Raw genomic sequence first — 20,911 nt, 5'->3', positions numbered from 1 at the left:
CAAATGGCACTGCCGCAAAATGATAAACTAATCCTGCATACGCTCCAGCGCATAATCTGCTTCCTCCGCAGTCAGTTCGCCCGCTTTTAATTGTCTGAGGAGCTCTTTTACTCTCTCGTTCTTTCCATTGGAATCCGCTGTTGCACGAGTCTGTGTCTCCGCGGAAAACGTTTCTTTTTTACGAATGGTTACATCCTTCAAACCTGCAAGTCTCTCTCCGTGTTCATTAAGCAGCTGAATATCGTAAATAAGCTCGGATTGACCTTTTTGGCCTGTTTTACGCGCATAAGCCCAGCATTCTGCTGAAACTTTTTTCCGAATCGTAATCTCTTCTATTGAAAAAGGAACATAAACAGATGCCTCTTCTCTTCCGTCGGTAATTCCGAACAAAGATTGCAGAGCCCCATCAATTAAAGACGGATGCAATGTATAATTTTCAAGAGCATATGCGGCTTCTTTTGGCAGCAATAAGTGTGCAACCGCTTCCGTTCCGCCGCCCCATAAACGTTGAATCGGCTGAAAAGCGCGCCCATACAGGAACCCGTTTTCCCGAAAATACTCGTAACATTCATCATGTTCACGGACAAAAGCACTTCTGTTTATCATCTCTTGTCTGTCGATGTTCTCTATATCATCATCACTGTAATGATGATCATAATCTAATTCCCCCGTCACAAATCCAGTCCTTACAGCAGCATCCTCGTCAGGTGACATGTTAAATAATATGCTGCCGTCTTTTACGGAAATGTGAGTGTAAATGGTCAGGCTCTCTTGCAAAAGCATGGCCGGTCTGGCAAATATCACGTTTTTTAAACGAGTGACCTTTTTCTTTCGATATGACCGCGTTCCCGCTGCGCATGCCATTTCAAGAAAAGCAGCTGCCGGGAGAATGCTCTTGTTTTTTACAATGTGGTCTTTTAACCAAATCTCTTTTTCTCTTAATGTCGTTTTAAAAAACTGCTGTTCCAGAGTAGATTCATTCGAATCCAGAAGCGGGTGCAGTGAAGACTGCTGCGGCAATGTTTCCGGAAATATTGCACTTTGATTTCGAGGCACCCAGTAAGACTCCTCAGCAAATGGATATAAAGGAAGCTTGACCTTTTGCGGGGTATATTCTTCATATAACTCTCGCCATTGAATATCAGCCCCGAAAGACCATAATTTTGCAAGAAGATTCAAGTCCTTTGTCTCCATCATCACCTCGAGGAATTTATCTTTCATCTTTTGGTCATGAAAGATAAAGACTTTATCAAAATCTTTCGTAACATTGCCTTTGTATACGCCCTCTCCAATTGTTCCTTCAGTACAGAAAGTTCTCAGCTTCTCCTTAAGCTCCGGCAAATCGGAAGCTACAACAGCAAGTCTGTCTTCCATCGGTTGCCTGCATGTCTGCAATGTAAAAGCGATATCAGCTGCCGAGGCCTTTGTCTCCCGCTCTGTGAATTGCAGAAGGCGCCGAGCGTATTCTTTCAGTCTGTCTTCATTTTTGGCTGAGAGAACTGCGGCAAACGGCCCGCTTATTGTTTGTGTGTCCGCATGGTTTTGATATTCTTCCACAATGACATGGGCATTTGCTCCTCCCGCTCCGAACGAACTGATTGCTGCTCTCCTGTTGGAGGCGCCTGATTCTTTCCGCCACTCTTCTTCTTTCCGCTGAACGTAAAAAGGCGTCTTTTCAAATCGGATATTTTGGTTCAGCTGTTCCGAGTGAATGGATGGCGCCAATTTCTGATGCTTAAATTGTAAAAGAACTTTTGTAAGAGCTGCTATACCTGCAGCAGACTCCAAATGTCCGATATTAGACTTCACTGAACCTATAGCACAAAATTGTTTATCATCCGTAAATTTCTCAAACGCTTTTGTCAATCCTGCGATCTCAATCGGATCTCCGAGCGAGGTACCCGTTCCGTGTGCTTCCAAGTAGCTGACGGATCGCGGACTGATGCCTGATTTCTTGAAATTTTCAGCAATCAGCTCAGCTTGTGCATTCGGATTCGGAACCGTAAATCCATTGGTTTTTCCGCCATGATTTACAGATGTTCCTTTAATCACTCCGTATATATGATCCTGATCAGCAATTGCTTTTTCCAGAGGTTTCAAAAGGACGGCTCCCGAACCTTCTCCCGGGACATAGCCGTCTCCGCCCTCTCCGAAACTTCTGCACAATCCTTCGGTGGAAACAAAATTACCTTGACTCAGCCAAAGGTATTTGCTGGGATGTATGGACACATTAACGCCGCCCGCAAGCGCAATTTCACTTTCCCCTCTTTTAATGCTCTCACATGCCAAGTGAATGGCCGTCAGCGATGATGAACACATCGTATCCAGTGCAATGCTCGGGCCGGAGAGATTAAAAAAGTATGAAACCCTGTTCGCAATAGATGAAAAGAAGGAACTGAGCGCAATCGGATTGCCCCGCGCAGTTTCTTCTGCGCCGAATAATTGATATTGTCCGTACATGGCTCCGACAAACACACCGGCTTTCATACCGTCAAGCTTCTCTTTTGTATATCCTGAATCTTCAAACGTATGCCAGGAGGTTTCGAGAAAAATTCGCTCCTGAGGGTCCATCAGCTCAGCTTCTTTATGAGAAATGTGGAAAAACAGCGGATCGAATTGATCAACACCGCTGATAAAACCGCCCCACTTACTGTTGATTTTCCCCTTCTCCATTCTGTCGGGACTGTAATTCGATCTGAAATCCCAACGTTCCTCGGGGATTTCAATAATACAGTTTTTCCCTCCGGCAATGTTTTCCCAGAACTCCTCAAGAGTATCGGATTTCGGATATCTTCCGCTCACACCGATAATGGCAATATCCTCACCCGGCGGAACCATGCTCGGTGCAGATGCAACCTTCTGCTGCCGGTGCTGTTTTTTACTCAGATTTTCTCTTTTCTTCGGCACTCTTGTTACCGGAGCTGCCCCTGCGGCCTTAAGCACTTTTTCTTTAAAAGATGTTAGGAAGAAGTTTGAAAGCTCTTCAATGTTCTGATATTCAAAAAAGATTGTTTTTGGAAGATCCCCGAAAGTATCTTCAAGCTTTGAAATAAGTGACATGATCATAAGTGAGTTGATTCCGAATTTCTCAAAAGAGTCTTTCGCATTTATTTTATGAGATTGGATTTTCAAGACACCGCTGATGATCTTGATTAAATAGTCATTGACTTTTTCTTTCGCAGCATATTCCTCTTCTTCATCGTGTTCCGCCGTGAGTGTATCTTGATCTGCTGCAGCTGTATTTCTTTGAATCGAAAGCGCTTTTATCATTTTATCCCGCTCTCCTTCTGCAGGCATTAAGCTGGTAAATGAAGACCGCAGCATTTTCAGAAACGCTTCCAAAACAGAGGAAGTTCGCATCGGAGTCATTCCGTATTTTTCTTTTATTTGAATGATTCCATTGCTGTCGAGACTCATCCCGCCATCTTTCAATAACGGCCAATTGATTGAAAGGGTTTTTCCGTTTCGGGAGAGCTGAGATCGAAGCACTGCAAAACTGTCCATAAAATGATTTGCGTACGCATAGTCACTTTGGCCGGCATTTCCGTAAGCGGAAAAAGAAGAAAAAAGAACAAAAAAATCAAGATCTTCGTCTTTTGTCAGCTCATCCAGCCAGATTGTCCCGTAAACTTTCGGTTTCAGTACGTCCGTAAAATCACTGAGACTTTTATTTACAAGAAATGAGTCACGAAGGATGCCGGCAGCATGAATGATCCCGTTTATGCTGCCGTACCGCTGTTTAACGCCGAAAATGAATCGCTCTGTCTCTGTTCGATCTGTTATGTCCGTCCGCTGATATTCAACAATAGAGCCGCTCTCATTAAGCTTACTGATCCGTTCTTTTTGATCAGCGGTTAAAAAAGAACGGCCTGTAAGTATAATCACGGCTTGGTTTTCTTTAGCGATGTGTTCCGCAAACAGCAGCCCGAGTTTTCCCGCTCCTCCGGTAATGATATATATGCCGCCTTTTTGATACGTTACAGATCCGTTATCGTGTTCCGGATTATCAATATGCTGCAGCCCTTTCACATAACGGGTATGTGAGTCTATTAAAACCTCACATTCATCGGATTGAAAGTGCTGTATTTCACTGATTGCAGCATCCCACACCTCGGAAACCGGAGGATTTATCTCAGAATGCTCATGGCGAATCTGTATGGTTTTCGCTTTAAGCTTGGAGCTTTCCATGTTTACCGTTTTCATGAACCCTCCGACAGCTTCATGAAACGGCTGATTCAGACCGCTTGTCCAATAAATATGCAATAACGTAACAGGTTCGTTTCTTCGCATTAAAGCTTTTGATAATAAAAAGAGCGAGTTTATCCCTCTGCGAAGAGTTTCGTTAACGGATTCTTCAGTGAATTCTCTGATTTCTCCGTTCCATAAATAAAGCACGACATCAGGTGTAAATCCGTTTTCAGCCAAATCAGACAGCAGCATTTCGACATGATTTTCATCAGAAGGATTGATTATGCATCTATTCCGTTCAATTCTATAATCAGAATCGGGCGTTACGAGAATGACACGGTTATGTTCTCCATTCATCATCTCGGCATGCTGAAAAAGACGGTTATCCTGATCAAAAATCAGCATATTTCCCGGCGCCTGCTGATTCGGCATATCAATGTTATTTGTCCTTACCCAATCGTTCTTGAAAAAAATGGTTGGGGACGGAGCTTGTGATTCCGGCTCCGCCTTTTTTTCCATTTGTTCTTTTCTGTAAGTGCGAATTAGCTCCAGTCCTGCATCAGGAGACATTTGCTGTTCTTCAATTAAGGAAAGTATTTGTTTGATCTGCACTATTTTCCCTCCAGCAGCTGATAAACTTGGTCAGCAGAAAGTTCACCGTTTTTCAATCGTTCTAATAAGAAGAGAATTTCCTGATCTTCATTTTTACGTCCTGCGGTTAATTCTCCCCCGGTCACTTTTCTGACAGAAAAGTCTTTCATGCTCACGGCTATTTCGCCGCTCTCGTTAATAAAATCAATGTTATACGTATAAAAACCGGTTTCTTTCACCGAAACATGGCATCGGGCAGTAAGCGCCCTCTTAATGTGAAGCTCTCTAAGTGAATATGGAACAAATAAGCCCTCTTTCTCATTATCTCTTAACAAAAATGCCGCCGCTTGAAAACCGCCGTCAATTAATGAAGGATGAAGTGTAAAATGTGAAAACCCGTTCGCTAAATGAGCAGGAAGCTCCAATTCTGCCATTAACTCCATATCACCGCGATATACGGCTTTCAATGTTTGAAAACTGCTATGATATGTCAGGCCCATACGGCTGAAGCGGTGATAACACTCTTCCCGGCTTATGACCGGCTCACTGCTGCGTATGAACTGATCAATATCGACATACTCAGGATTGCTGTTTATGTCTCCGAATACTGTTTCACTTTGTGTGCAGATTTGCTGCACGCCATCCGGACCCTCTTTACATATCATTACGTTCAACTTATCTTGTTTCATTTCCAAGTCGGTATAAATGTGCAGCGTTTTTCCTTTATATAATATAGGTCTGTTCCACATCACGTCTTTTATTTTATATACTTTACTTTCTCCGCTTATTTCCGCACAAACAAGAGCCATTTCAAGCGAAGCGGCTCCTGGCAGCACATAGTCTCCTGAAACAAGATGATCAGTGACGAAAAATTCAGTTCCGGAAATAACAGTTTTAAATGCTTGTTTCTTTAATGTTGAGACATTCTCGCTGATTAATGGGTGAAGACTTTTACTATTAACCTCGCTTTTGTTCTTTTTCGGAGTAAACCAATAACTCTCTTTTGCAAACGGATAAGTTGGCATCGGCACTCTATTCAATTTCTTATTGCCGATTGTCTTCCATTCAAACTCGGCTCCATTGGCCCACCATTGTGCGAGCAGCTCCTCTTTTCCGCTTTGAAGAGCCTCCTGAATCATATATTCAGAAACAGCTGTGCGCTCTTCAGTGTTTTCGCTTATAAATACGCCTTTTTGCACCTTGCTGTCATCAAGAAAGCTGACGTATTTATCTCTCAGCTCAGTCAGACTCGCTGCACATACGGCAATTCTTTCGTTCATTGCTTCCCGGCCGTTTTGCAATGTAAATTCCATGTCACTGGCATTAACGGTCATGTCACCGGCAATCACGCGATCCAAGTACTGAACCATAAGCCGGATATACTCAAGTAATTGATCTTTGCTTTTCGCAGATAAAACAAAAATATGTGTGTTACCGTTGTTTTCCGGCACTTCTTTTTGAGGTTCCCTATATTCCTCTAATACAATATGCGCGTTCACACCGCCGAATCCGAATGAGCTGACACCTGCTCTCCTCGGCAGATCGTTGTTCTCTTCATCTTTTATCGGATTCCACTTTTGAGCGGTTTCTGTGATATAAAATGGCGTATTTTCCAGTTTGATGTATGGATTGAGTTCTGAAAAATGGGCGAGTCCCGGAAGTTTGCGATATTTAAAAGCCAGTAACACTTTCAGCACGCCGGCTATTCCGGCAGCGGTTTCGAGATGGCCGATGTTTGTTTTCACAGACCCGATTCCGCAGCATTTCTGTTTCGCAAAAGGAATGTCCCATTCTTGATATAACGTTTTAAATGCCTTTATGATGCTGTTCACTTCAATCGGATCGCCAAGACTTGTCCCTGTGCCATGCGCTTCTATATATCCCGCAGTGGCAGGGCTGACCCCCGCCTTCCGCCAAGCTTCGGTTAATAAGTCCGCCTGTGCGTTCGGATTCGGAGCTGTCAAAGAATTGGCGCGGCCGCCGTGATTTACAGCTGACCCTTTAATCAAACCATATATATGATCACCGTCTGCCTGTGCTTTGCTGAGCGGCTTGAGCAATACTGCAGCCGCCCCTTCACTCCTTACATAGCCGTCAGCGCTTTTATCAAACGTTTTGCACTTTCCGTCTTTGGAAAGCATACCTGCTTTATCAAAAGCTATAAACAGAGTAGGGCTTGTCATAATATGCACTCCGCCTGCAATCGCCATTTCAAAATCGCCTCTTTGAATCCCCTCAGCCGCACGATGAAGCGCAACTAACGAACTTGAACAGGCAGTGTCAATCGGTTCGCTCGGACCCGTCAGGTTCAGCTGGTAAGAAATACGATTTGCCAATATACAATGATTTAAACCGGTTGCGGTCTGCGCCTGAACAGAGACGCCATTTTCATTCAGACGTTCAGCATAATCCGTTGTGGCGACCCCTGCAAACACCGCGGTTTTCGTCCCTGCCAAATCGGACGGCTTATAGCCCGCATCTTCTATTGTTTTCCATACAGTCTCCATAAAAATTCTTTGCTGGGGATCCATTAATTCTGCTTCGGCGGGAGAAATCCCGAAAAACAACGGATCAAAACTGTCCGCGCCTTTGATAAATCCGCCTTTTTTTATTTTTGTTCTATTGACGTCCCTGATCGGATCGCCGTCAAACTCTTTCCAGTTCCAACGGTCTTCAGGAATGTCTGTAATCATATCCCGGCCTTTTTCAATTCCTTCCCAAAAGTCTTCCAGCGTATCTGTTTGGGGGAAACGGCCGCTTATTCCCACTATTGCAACCGGCTCATTTATATGTCTTTCCTCTTGCATAGTTTTATTTTCAGGCTCAGGGGAACGTTCATAAGATTCCGGCGGAGGCGTGCTGTACAATGTTTTTTCGTCAGCTGCAGAAAAAGATTCTGTCTCAGCAAAAAGGATTTCTCCGTATTGCTCGATTACATAATCAGTCATTTCAGCCAGTGAATTGCATTCAAAGAAAATGGATGGCAATAATTCCGTACCATATTGTTGATTGATTTCATTTCCGAGTCTGGTAAACGTAATAGAATCAAATCCGTACTCGCCGAATGAAGTCTCTTCTTCTATTTCCTTTCTGTCAATCTTCAAAATACTTGACATCATCTTTGCGATGCCCTCAATCAGATTTTCTCTCCGGTCTTTCGCCGCAGATTCATCTGAAGAAAAAGAACCGCAGAGATGAAGCTCCTCGGAATACTCACTCTTTAAAAACTCAAGAAGTTCATTAAAATCAGTAAGACCGAAAAAATCTGACGGCATCATTGATATTCCTAATGACTCGTTTAATTCGTTGCCCAACATTGTAAACATAATTGAATCAAATCCGTATTCACTTATCGGCAGTTCAAAATCAAATTCCCGTTCTTCAATTTTTAATACGCCAGTGATGATGCGCGTCAAAGTGCTTTTTAAAGATCCAGTTATTGACAGATCTTTCGGTTCTTGATTTTCGTCGGCGATTGCCGGGTCACTTTTTCCGCTGTCAATCGTTATCATTCGTTCCAGCTTTAATTCATTACCGCTAAATACCATTATTTGATGTTCACACCCTGTCATTGCTTGATCAAATGCTGCAAGGCCTTCCCGTTTTTCCAGAGGCAGCATTCCGAAACGGTCATAAAGGAACTTTTCTGAATGAATGTCAATTTGCATACCGCCTTCTTTCCATAAAGGCCAATTAATCGAGACTGTTTTTCCAGGTTTATTTTCCGCCGCTCTCATTTCCGCAAAATAATCCATAAACCGGTTTGCATAAGCATAATCGGTTTGTCCCGCGTTCCCGATTATTGCGCTGATAGATGAAAACATTACAAAAAAGTCCAGAGGTTCTCTGTCTGTATACCGGTCAAGCCATATCGTTCCGTAAACCTTGCTGGCCACGACTGAATCGAGATCCTCTTCACGCTTATTGATGAGTAATGAATCTTTTATCACACCGGCGCTGTGAATAATTCCTTTAACAGGACCTAATTTGTTTTTGACGAGGTTTATCAGGTTATTGACATTTTCCTTATCAGAAATATCGGTTCTTACATAAAAAACCTCTGATCCGTTTTTTTCGAGCTCTTTTACATTGCTTACGGCTTCCTCAGAAAGCTCTGACCTGCCGATAAGGACAAGTTTTATTCTCCCTTTTCGCACAAGATGTCTGGCGAAAATCAGTCCCAGACCGCCCGTTCCTCCTGTAATGAGGTAAACTCCCCCTTCTTTTACTTCCATCTTTTTGGGGGGCTCGGCACTTTCAATTTCTGCAGAGTGCTTGACCTGCCTGATTCCATCTCTGTATCTGATTTCTGAAGTATCATCGCTGATGATTGTTTCTTTCACAAGGTTTTTTAATTCAGGCAGACCGGTGTTCAGCTGTAACTGAATTTCACCGCTTTGTATTTCAATATTTTTACCGGACAACATTGGATGTTCTAAATGAAGCGACCTAAAAAAGCCGCTGATTGCCATTTGATAAGGTAAGATTTGATTTTCCCTTGTGAAAAATACATGTGATATCAGGATTTTATGTCTTGGGATTGTTGCTAGCAGAGCTTTCGTTACATTGAAAACCGGCAAAACAGCCTCTTCCAGCTTTTCATGAATGTTCTGCTCAATTCCCGTTTCAGGGCTCATCCCGATTAAAATGACGCGGTCAATTGTCACTTGTCTTTCTTTAAGAATCGCCAGCAATTTCTGATAGCCGTCAAGTTTGACGCTGTTCAATTCAAAGGAATCAGCTCTTTTTTCTTGAAAACTGCCGCCATGACGGACAAAGATCATGTTCAAGCCGATATCTTTATATGCCTGGCGGATCAGCGGTTCTGATATATCCCGACGGAGTGAAATCACAAGGCAGCTGTTTAAACCGCTGGCTTCAGGCTGATGAAGCAGAGGGGCCCGCTTCCACATATCAGTGTAATACTTAACTGAATGCCGCTCATCCTGAGTCTGCGGTGCAACCCTTAACGCCTTTAACGCTAAGTTTTTTATTTTAAGACTTACAGATCCGTTTTCATCCATAAATAATATATGAAACCTTTTGACATCATCATGTTGTCTTTCATCGGCAGCTGTAATGTAAGCATAGCCGTTTGCCGAAGGTGCATGAAGAATCTCCAGCTCACCTAATTCAAAAGGCAAATATGCGGTGTGATCTCCTTCTTGACCGGACGTAAACCCGGTTGTGGATTGAAAAATGCCATCCAATAAACACGGTTCCAGCAGCGTGCCGGATTTTTTATGAATGCTCTCAGGAAGTGATATTCGTGCAAGAACAGCATTTTCATGGATAAACAGCTGTTTTATTACCTGAAAACTGGTTCCATAGTCCAAACCGCTCTGCCGGAAATCCCTGTAACACTCAGCGCCGCTGATTAATCTTTTCTGTCCGGTTAACCAGCTGTCCAATTGAAAATGCTCTGTATGAGAGGCATCTTGATCTCCGCATGTGATAATGTTTCCTTGGCAGTGAACTGCCGCTTCAGGTTGCATATCGGTTTTTACCACAAATCTGCCGTCTTTTTGATTCGGCAGCAGATCTATCATTACCGTCTTTTCTTTCTCAACGGTTATTGGAACCGCCCATACAACCTGACTCAGTTTTATGACTGATTTTCCGTACAGCCTCTCTCCCGCTTCTCTGGCCGCTTCGATGATTGCCGCTCCTGGCAGAACCATATTCCCATGCACAACATGATCTTTTACATAATATTCAGAATCAGAAAGCGTTTTATAAAATCGGCACTCACCTGCAGAAAAATCAAATAAAGGAGCTTTATCAGCTGTTGATTTTGATTGCGCCTTATTTGACACCCACAGTCTGTTTTTTAAGAAAGGGTAAGTCGGCAGGGTAATTTTCGCCGGTTTTCTGCCGGTGCGGAAATCTTCCCAGCTTAAATTGCCTCCTGATACCCAGAATTCAGCCATTTCGGCTAATGTGGTTCTGCCGGATTTGAGCGGAGGATCCGATTGCTGCTGTCTGCGTTTATGATTCGGTTTTTTTCCTCTAAATATTTCGTGATCGTTAATTCCATTATAAAAGTGATTTAATTTCAACATCAGATCATCGATATTATTTGAAATGACAGCAAGCCTTTCCGGCATGGCTTCACGCCCTTCAAGAAGGGTATACGCAATATCAGAAAGGTGAAGCGGCTTGTTTGTTCCCGCTTGCTGCAAAAACTCGCCCTGTTGTTGACGGGCATTTTGAAGATATTCCACCAGCTGTTTTGCCGATTCCCGTAAACTCAGTGAATGCTTGGCTGAGAGTACGATAAGTTCCTCACTTTCCTCACAATCCGTATGACAGTCAGCAGCAGACTCATACTCTTCCACAAGAATATGAGCATTCGCCCCGCCCGCTCCGAAAGAACTTAATCCCGCACGCCGCGGATATTTGCTGTCAGAATGTTTTTCATTCGCGGGTTTTATCCAGTCGGCGGTTTCCTGCTGAAGGCAAAAAGGTGTCTCTTCCAGATAAAGATCCGGATGCACCCGTTCAGCATGCAGTGTTGCGGCTATTTTTTTATACTTCATTTGTAAGATAATCTTTGTCAGGCCGGCAATACCCGCAGCCGCTTCAAGATGACCGATGTTAGATTTAATCGATCCGAGAGAGCAATATGAAACATCTTCGGTATAAGCTCTAAACGCCTTGGTCAGGCCTCGGACTTCAATCGGGTCACCCAGCGGCGTTCCCGTGCCGTGGGCTTCAATAAAGCTGACACTTCTGGCGCTCCAACCGGCCGCTTTAAGAGCTCCTTGGATTAAATCCGCCTGTGCGGCAGGATTAGGCACCGTATAGCCATTCGTCTTTCCGCCGTGATTAATTGCCGTTCCTTTAATGACGGCGTACACAGTATCATTATCACGTATGGCATCTTTAAGCGGTTTAAGAATTACGGCCCCGACACCTTCCCCGGGTACGAAACCGTCGCCGCCTTCTCCAAAACTTCTGCATTTTCCCGATTTTGAAAGCATCCCCATCTGACATCGGTATAAATAGTCAGAAGGATGAAGATACAAATTTACTCCTCCCGCAACCGCAACCGAGCACTCACCTTTTTTTAAACTTTGGCAAGCCATGTGAATTGCCGTTAAGGATGAAGAGCAAGCCGTATCTACAGGGACACTGGGACCTGTAAAGTCAAATGTGTAAGACACTCTGTTCGCGAGAGACCATGGGAACGAATTTGGAAGTACATCGTTTTTGTCCGTCGGTATTCTTTCGCCGAGCAGCTTGTAAGAATTGGTCGTCACTCCCGCAAATACACCGACATGTTTTTCGGTCTGCTTTCTCAACCCTTCAATGGTATATCCCGAATCTTCAAATGCTTTCCATACGGTTTCGAGAAATATTCGTTCCTGAGGATCCATCGCTTCTGCTTCTCTTGGCGATATTTGGAAAAACAAAGAATCAAATGATTCAGCGTTCTTTAAAAATCCGCCCCATTTGCAATAAATTTTCCCCTCATGCGCTTTAGCGGGGTCTGGATCATAGTAGGTCTTATAATTCCATCGTTCTTTCGGAATTTCTGTGATTGCGATTCTCTCTTTTGATAGAAGCTCCCACAATTCTTCGATATTTTCAGCCCCGGGATAACGGCCGCTGATACCGATCACCGCTATCCCGTCAAGATGTTCTTTTTCCTCCGCCGCAGGTGCAGTGATGTTTTGTTCCGGCCTGGCAGGGGTAATGCTCTGAATCTGTTTTCCTTTTTCCTCCCGTGAAAATAAACGCCCCAGCCGATCCGGATATTCCTTTACAAGATGATCTGCTAAATCTCTGATTGTATGAAATTCAAATAAAAGCGTTTTCGAAATTGCTCCCAGTGACTGCTCCAGCTTTGTGTTGCATTGATGAATCATAACCGAATCCATTCCATATTCAGCCAGATGCACATCTTGATCGATCTCTTCCCGTTCTGCACCGACCTCAGAGGAGATGATATTGGTTAAAAACAAAACTGTCTGATCCAAAATATCGCCTTGGGCCAAAGGAATGGCACTGCCTGTCTCTGTTTCGTCCGTCAAAAATCTCTGCCGCATAAATTGTTCAAAGCGCTCATGATCACCGCAGACTGCAATATTATGCAGCTGACCCGAAGTTACAATCCGCGAAAACCATTGCGTTCCGTCTTCAGCAGGAAGTTCTTCGAGCCCGGAACCATGAAAAAGAGACGTCCGCCCTTGACCTGACAGGTTCGCTCCCATTCCGATGTCTTTCCATAAAGGCCAATTGATTGTCAGCGTGCGGCCGCTGCGCAGAGAATTTTGCCGTTTCCATTCCCGATATTCTGCAAAATGATCTAAAAAGCCGTTTGCATATGCATAATCACACTGGCCTTCGTTCCCTGCAATAGAGACGACTGAAGAAAAAACGGCGAAAAAATCCAATTCCAGCGACTTCGTTGCATGATCAAGATTCAACGCACCATGAACTTTCGGAGCAATCACCTCTGAAAGTTCCTGCTTTGTTTTTTGAAAAAGCAGCGAGTCTCTGATAACTCCTGCGCAATGAATGACGCCATGAAGACCTGCATGCTGATCGGTAATACCGTCAATCATTTTTTTTACCGCTTCTTTATCGGATATATTCGCCTGTATATAATAAACCTTGGCTTTAAAGCTGTTCAGGTATTCTAAATGTTTCTGCTTATCTCCGGTTAAAGCAGATCGCCCCGATAGAATAATGGTGGATCTTTCAGTTTTCGCGCAATATTCAGCGACTTTACTGCCAATCCCCCCAAATCCCCCTGTAATTAAATATACTTTATCTTTTTCAGGGTATTGAATGGTCTTTGTGTATGTTTCTCTCTGCTTCTCTAACATCCGTGCATATCTTACGCAGCCTCTGTAAGTGATATGAATATGCCGATCAGGTGCTGTGTTTATTTCTTTATAAAGAATGGCAGCCTTCTCTGAAAATGAAACGGCTGCAGAATCATGTTCAAAGCAAACCGTCTTACAATGCAGCTGCGGATATTCTTGTTTTACCGATTTTAAAAAACCGTTCACACCTTCAAAATACGGCAATTTTTCTTTTTGATCTGCGCTGAATGTATAAATGAACGTTACTTTGTTTATAAGGTTCTCGCTGATTAAAGCCTTAGTCAGATAAAACACGGAATAAATTCCTGATTCGAGTGTTTCTTCCAGTTCAGGCTGTTTTTCAGACCACGTATGCAAAATTGCATCAGGCGCTGCGCCTTTTTCTTTTAACAGACGAATGACACTTTGATAATCATCGGGACGCTGCCTGTTGATCGTGAAAACACTGTCGCTTATCTGCTCTAAACGGTCACCGGGCATAATAAGATATGCGGACGTATTCTCTCTTTTTTTCATCTCTTCAAAATAGTCTTTATTCTCGGAGAACAGCAAAATAGTACAGGCTTGTCCGCTGTCCGCTTCATTCTCAAGTGCGGTTTCTTTCCATATCGGCGCATAAAGTGCCTGATTCTTCTTTGCTGAAAAAGCCGCGTCTGATTTTACCTGCTGAGGGTTTAAAGAAAATTGACAGCGCTCAAACGGATAAGGCGGAAGCGGGGCTTTTCTTTTATGATAGTCACCTAGTTTCGCCCATTCAATCTCTTCTCCTGAAAGCCACAGTTGCATAAATGAATGATAAAGAGCTTCATCAGCTGCTTTGTCCGCTTCAAAAGCAGCCGCTTTGTTTAGTTTTGCTGATGGAGGGAGCGATCCGAATTGGAAAACTGAAAAATCAGAAATATCCACATCCGGCTCCGTTCCCTTTTCTTCCGTGTGAAGCGGCATATGATCAGCTATCTCCTGAGACACGGCATCCATTTGATTGTATTCTGTCATCAACGGAAAACGATCCTTATCATAAAAATCTGCCGGCTGCTCATTCATACAAGCAACAGCCTGTTTAATTCCGTCTTGCTTTTTCAATAACATGCTCAGAAAAAGTTCTTTAGACAAAATCCCTTCATCAAGTAAATTTAATATTTCCAGAACATAATCATTATTAAAGAATCCATCATAATCTGTTAAATCCCATCTCTTATACAGTCTTCTCATAGAGGCAAGGATAGCCATGATCGCCGCTTCCTCATCAGCCGGCAGTGCGTTTCTTTTATCCGCCGTGCGATTCACAATATAAGATAAAATCTCGATTTCCTGAGTCTTTCCCGCTTTATCCCACTCTTCTAAAAACCCTTTAAACGTATATTGGTGCTCAAGAAGCAGCCGTGTTTTCCCGTACAGGCGGTCTGCAAAATCAGCCGGGAAGCTCAGACCGTTCAGCAGCATCCTTACATATTCTTCGTTTAATCGAACCGGCGGGTACATTTTTGAAGTGTACGGATTGACAAATGGAATGGACGGCGGCTCACAGGATAAGTGCGAAGGTTTTTCAGCGCCTGTGATGACAGAAATGGCCTTTTCAATTTTGATGATACCCGCTGCTGCAAGAGCAACGTAATATCCGTCTCCGGCGCCTGTAATGAGGCTTGGCTTAAAACCGGATGCCAGGATACTTTTTATGATTTCCGTATTGATAACTAAAGAATACAAGCGGATTTTCTCAGGCGTCCATTTTCTTTTAAATGAACTGTGCAATGTTGGTATACCCTTCAGCACCGGCCTTACGTTCTTTTCTAAATCAGGGAACACCCGTTTCAAAACGGCAAATTGTTTATAACTTTCCCATTTGAAGTCACCGATGGCAAGCGCCCATTCAGAATCTTGTTTCCTCCGAAAACTCAATCCCTCTTTAAGCTGATTTTTAAATTCCTCCTTGCTGCCTGCCAATAAACCAGCCCTGTAATCAAACGATGTCCTCCCTGTTAAAAGGGTGCTGCTGATCACTTCATTTGATATTTTGCAAAATTCCTCTGAATCGTCAGCAAAGGTTCTCCAATGATGTATCATTTGTTTCATGCTTTCTTCACTTTTAGCGGAAAAAAGGAAGGGTACCCTTCCTTTTCTGTCAGATTCGTCTTTTGTATGTATAAATTCTTCGATGATGACGTGAGAGTTGACACCCCCAAAACCGAAGGAGCTGATTCCCGCCCTGAGCGGAGCCCCGTCTGCCGCCTTCCAATCACTTGAATCAAGTGCCGGCCTAAACGGTGTTTTTTCAAACTGTATAATTGGATTTACCGTATGTACATTCAGGCTTTTCGGCACCCTCCGGTGTTTCATCATCATTAGAACTTTTATCAATCCGGCCATTCCCGCCGCTGCTTCTGTATGACCGATATTTGTTTTCACACTTCCGATCCTGCAATATTGAGTATCCTCAGTATATTGCCGATACGCTTTTGTCAATGCTTCTATTTCTATCGGATCGCCCAGAGATGTACCTGTGCCATGTGCTTCTACATAAGAAACCGTCGCAGCATCGACAGCAGCGTTGTGTAAAGCTTCTGAGATGACCCGGCTCTGCGCTTCTGCTCTGGGAGCGGTTATGGAACGGGATTTACCGCCATGATTAACAGCTGTCCCTTTTATGATCCCGTATATATGGTGACCGGCTTTTACTGCATCACCAAGGCGCTGCAGCAATACAACGCCTGCCCCTTCTCCGGGAACGTACCCGTTCGCCGCTGCGTCAAAGGTTTTACATTTGCCGTCAGGACTCAGCATTCTGGCTTTAGAAAAAGAAATATATTTTCCGGGTTGGAAATTCAAGTTTACTCCCGATGCGATTGCATAATCGCTTTCTTTTGTCCGCAATGACTTAACCGCTTCATGTAAAGCAACAAGCGACGATGCACAAGCGGCATTTACAGACATGCTTTTTCCGGTCAAACCGAATGTGTATGAAAGCCGGTTGGAAAGCATAGCTTCGAAACTTCCTAAACAGGCGTAACTGTCGATTTCCGATTCAGCATGACCTGTCTGCCGGTAGTCAGAATTCATAATACCCGCAAAAACAGAAGTGGTTTTACGCTGGAGATCCTGCAAAGAAACCCCGGAATCTTCGATGCACCGCCAAGTTTCTTCTAAAAGGATTCTTTGCTCAGGGTCCATGTTTTTCGCTTCCCGGGGAGAGATATTAAAAAACTTATGGTCGAAATGGTCAGCTTTATGAATAAAACCTCCCCACTTGCTGATTGTTTTGTTCGGTATACTGATATCGGCTGAATAATAAAGATCGGGATCCCACCGTTCAATCGGCACTTCCCGGATGGAATCTTTGCCGCTATTTATGTTTTCCCAGAATTCATGATAATGATCTGCATCGGGGAATCTGCAAGCAACCCCGATTATCGCGATATCCGCACTCTGTTTATTCAAATGAACCATTGGCCTCCACCCGCCCCTTCTTTAGTGTAGAAATAACGTATCCAATCTGCGCCTCAGCAGACTTTCGGTCTCATTCATCAATTTTTCACCAATGTCATCGACATGTCTGTTTCTCCATGATTCCAAATCCGTGCCCTTTACCCAATGATTAAAAGCGCCTAAAGACGGGCCGCAATGAACTTGGAAATTCACCTTTTGTTCTTCCTGCCCTTCCAAAGCAAGCAGACATCCTCTTTGCAAATACCACTTAAATAGTAACAGCATCTTATATTTTTGATTGCGCTCAGCTTTTTGGGCCAGGTTCGGCTGTTTTTCTATTATGCTTTCGTAGATTTCATCAAAAGTCTTGTTAAAATAATCATTTTCGAGCTGAATCTTTGTCTTTTCATCTATCTCATTCAAAGACTCGTATTGTTGGTAGATTTGAAATAATTTATTTGCCCTGACCGGAAACAGCGTGCCCTTTTTCAGCACCTGAACCTTTGTTCCGAACTCAAACAGAGTCTCCGAAGGCGCATAAGCAGTATCGCATATTCCTGTCTCACTCAGCATTTCTTTAACAAAACCGCTTGTATCGGCTTCAACTGTACATTGATTAATGGATCCCGTCATAATAAAATCAGCGCCCATTAAAAAAGCAGACGCGGCAGACTCGGGAGTCCCGATTCCTCCCGCAGCCCCGATCCTTATCTTCCTTGCGTATTTGTGTGTTTCCATCATTTCATCCCGCAGGTTAACAAAAAACGGCAGCATCGCCGTCAATGAGCCCTGTTCAGTATTACTTCCGCAATCTGCTTCAATAATGATATCGTCTGCTGCCGGAATACGGCTGAGCCACTCCGCCTGCTCTTCCGTCAGCATACCGTTCTGACACATTCTCTTTACGATACTTTGAGGAGGCGGACTCAGAAATGCGGCCGCAACTTCCGGCCGTGAAACTTTGGCAATGATCCGATTATGAGGTATGACGCTGCCGCTTTTGTCTATCTTCAACTGATGCGCTTTGTAATAAATTAATGGCGCGCTGACGGAAAGATACGAAGACGCTTCTATTACTCGTACGTCATGCTTGATATATAAATCTATCAATTCCTTTTCTCTATCTTGATGAGCCGGCTCAAATCGCAGATTCATACCGTAGGGCTGGCCATTTTTGAGTGTCTTCTTAATAGAAATAAGGGCCTGTTCAATTTCCCTTATCGTTAAACCTGCTGTTCCAAAGAACCCCAGCATTCCTTTCTTCCCGAGGCGGATCAGCATTTCAGCGGAAGAGATCCCTCTATGCATCGCACCTGCCAAATACGCGTATGTCAAACCGTAATCTTCTTTAAAAGATTGATCACCCAATCGGGACACCGGTGAAGCTGCACCGCTCTCTATATTTTCGGCCAAGAGGCTATGCTCTTTCCCGCTTTCCGAATTGTCCTTGTTCCCTTCAGAAAAAAAGAGACTGTCTTCCGGCGCACTGATAGTAAGCGGTTCCTCATCTCTTTGTATGGTTTGAATTAATTTAGTCAGAATGTTTCCGGGACCGATCTCTTCAAACACAGTGACGCCTTGTCCCATTAGATACCTGATGCTTTCAGTCCATTTTACCGAGTTTGTTATTTGTTCAATTAAATTCCGTTTGATATCTTCTTGTTTATAAGGTCTTGCCGTATAGTTAGAAATGACCGGGAAATTCAATTCAGAAAAATGAAACCCCTCGATAAATTCCGCAAATTCACGCTGTGCACTTTCCATGAAACGAGAATGAAAAGCCCCGCCGACCTGCAATACGATATAAGCTTTCGCCCCTTCTTTTTCAAAAAAAGAGGCTGCCCGCTTTATCTCTTCTGCAGCCCCTGCTATCACAATTTGTGAAGATGTATTGTAATTGGCGATATCTATTTGGCCGAATTCATACTTTTGAAGTATTTTTTTTATGTGGTGCTCATCCAGTCCGATCACGGCAGCCATTCCGCCCTCGGAAGCCTCACTCATTAACTCGCCTCTTTTAGCAACCAGCCGGAGACCTGTTTCAAAATTAAAAACACCGGCCGCAAAAAGCGCAGTATATTCACCCAGACTATGTCCTGCAACAGCATCCGGGCGTGTATGACCTTCTTTTAAACCCTTTAAATATTGCAGTGCGCTCACTGTATAAATTGCAGGTTGTGTATACTTCGTATCAGTCAGCCTCTCTTTTTCGTCTGAAAGGCATAAATCCTTTATGGAGTATCCTAAAATATGATCTGCCTTTTTAATGAGCTCACTGAATTCATCGAATAAGTCTCTGCCCATTCCTTTAAACTGCGCTCCCTGTCCGGGAAAGACGTAAGCAAGCATTTGTTTTCCTCCTGTTCCGTATTTCTGCCGTTTCTTTTCGTTCCGATTTTGATAAACGTTTTTCACTTCAATTTTAAAATTGTCGTTTACTTTCAGCACCCTTACTTAATAAGCATTACTAAGCAAAATAAAAAAACCTTTATGCCGGATAAAGGTTTAAAAGCAAAAAGCATGTACAAATATCATATTGCCGTAAATATAAATAGATAGAATTTTCTGATAATTAAGATCGCATTTTCATTCTGTTTTATATATATATATCAATATAATAAAAACATTCCAACGTGCCGAAACAACGATTGGTTTTATGTGAATATTTCCCTAAATAAATACTATACCATGATTTACTTGTTGTCAATGGGAAACACACGTATATACCAATTCTTCAGCCGCCTTTTTACAGGCGGCTGAACTCGGTTGTTATCAGTTCATCAGCCCATGCCGATATGCCTTCACTATACTATTTGCGGAATAATAGTTCTTTCTCTTTGTTGTAGTCTTTAGTAAATTGATTAAACTCATCTGCTTGTTTATGCACCTTTTCGTAAACTGAGTTTACTTTGCTGATTTGCTCTTCCAGCTGCGCTAATGTGAGCTTTTTATCTTTAATCAGTTTATAAAGGTCCTTATCAAGTGAAATGGCTTTTTCGTACTTTTTGTACAAAAGGTCATAAGATGCATACCTTTTCTCCATTAAAGCGACCGCATGCCCGGCTTTTTCTTTTACTTTCTTATCCTTTATTTCTTGAGAAGTTTTTTTTGCGGATTCAAACGCTTGTTTTGAATCATCAATACTGTCTTTTTCTGCTTTCAGATGTTTTTTTCGCTGATTTGCATTGCTCAGAGCCTGATCAGACAGTGTGACAATTTTCTGGTAATCATCCATATTCAGTTTAACCGCGCTGTCGTATAGCTGATGCTCTTTTTTCTCCAATTTTTCTAATGTTTTCTGCTCTTTTTGAAACGGTTTTTCCGCTTGAACGGCTTTTTCCATCGAGTCATGAAGCGATTCAACCGGATCTTTTCCCCCGCAGCCGGCAAGCAGCATACTTGCGGCGCCGAGCGCTCCGATTCCTGCTAATACCTTTTTTTGAATCATATTCACTTAAAATCCCCCAATCTTGACAATTTCCACTATAGAAGCCCGAACGCTTTTTGACAATAGCTGAGCTGTAATTGGCATGACCGGGTAAAGACGCTTACGGTGCTTTCAAAGAATACTTGCGTAAAAAATTGAGAAAACAGGGCGGATGACCATACATCTTTTTGGCTTTTACATAGTTTATAGTAGACGCCGGCCCTGCTGACAGAGGGTCAGCGTAATTAAAAGAGGAGGTTTTTTTATGTACGGATATGGATTTGGCGGCGGATTTGGCGGCGGTTGTTGCGGCGGCGGATATGGTTATGGCGGCGGTTACGGTTACGGCTGCGGCGGCGGATACGGCCGCACATTCGCATTAATCGTCGTATTGTTTATCTTATTAATCATCGTCGGTGCCGCTTATTTAGGCTGCGGCTGCTGACCT

Annotated in this window: 5 protein-coding genes; 1 reads left to right on the top strand and 4 read right to left on the bottom strand. The window is 43.3% G+C overall.

The features are described from left to right. Positions 1–27: 27 nt before the first annotated feature. From K3G25_RS02980 to K3G25_RS02965, 4 genes are all read right to left on the bottom strand, one after another. The gene (locus K3G25_RS02980) at positions 28–4,800 is read right to left on the bottom strand and encodes a type I polyketide synthase (protein ID WP_232489579.1); all 4,773 of its coding nucleotides are present in this window, start codon (positions 4,798–4,800) and stop codon (positions 28–30) included. After that, positions 4,800–17,057 (bottom strand): SDR family NAD(P)-dependent oxidoreductase, encoded by a 12,258-nt coding sequence (locus K3G25_RS02975; RefSeq protein WP_232489578.1) that lies wholly within the window; start codon positions 17,055–17,057, stop codon positions 4,800–4,802. The genes K3G25_RS02980 and K3G25_RS02975 overlap by 1 nt, the downstream gene beginning before the upstream one ends. Before the next feature lie 21 nt (positions 17,058–17,078). Further along, on the bottom strand, positions 17,079–19,385 hold the full coding sequence (fabD, locus tag K3G25_RS02970; RefSeq protein WP_232489577.1) for an ACP S-malonyltransferase: 2,307 nt from the start codon (positions 19,383–19,385) through the stop codon (positions 17,079–17,081). Between the two features lie 460 nt (positions 19,386–19,845). Further along, the gene (locus K3G25_RS02965; RefSeq protein ID WP_014417638.1) at positions 19,846–20,484 is read right to left on the bottom strand and encodes a YkyA family protein; all 639 of its coding nucleotides are present in this window, start codon (positions 20,482–20,484) and stop codon (positions 19,846–19,848) included. Positions 20,485–20,728: 244 nt separating this feature from the next. Here K3G25_RS02965 and K3G25_RS02960 point away from each other — a divergent pair, with 244 nt between their 5' ends. Next, positions 20,729–20,908: a YjcZ family sporulation protein gene (locus K3G25_RS02960; protein WP_007409651.1), complete on the top strand. Its 180-nt coding sequence runs from the start codon at positions 20,729–20,731 to the stop codon at positions 20,906–20,908. Positions 20,909–20,911: the final 3 nt, after the last annotated feature.

Source organism: Bacillus sp. FCW2 (assembly GCF_021228595.1).
Classification (GTDB): Bacteria; Bacillota; Bacilli; order Bacillales; family Bacillaceae; genus Bacillus; species Bacillus velezensis.
Note: the sequence above shows the minus strand (reverse complement) of the source record. Positions and strands in the feature narration are given on the sequence as shown.

Coding starts and splice junctions, on each gene's coding strand:
- K3G25_RS02960 (WP_007409651.1), top strand. CDS start 20,729: ATGTACGGATATGGATTTGGCGGCGGATTTGGCGGCGGTTGTTGCGGC.
- fabD (WP_232489577.1), bottom strand. CDS start 19,385: ATGCTTGCTTACGTCTTTCCCGGACAGGGAGCGCAGTTTAAAGGAATG.
- K3G25_RS02965 (WP_014417638.1), bottom strand. CDS start 20,484: ATGATTCAAAAAAAGGTATTAGCAGGAATCGGAGCGCTCGGCGCCGCA.
- K3G25_RS02975 (WP_232489578.1), bottom strand. CDS start 17,057: ATGGTTCATTTGAATAAACAGAGTGCGGATATCGCGATAATCGGGGTT.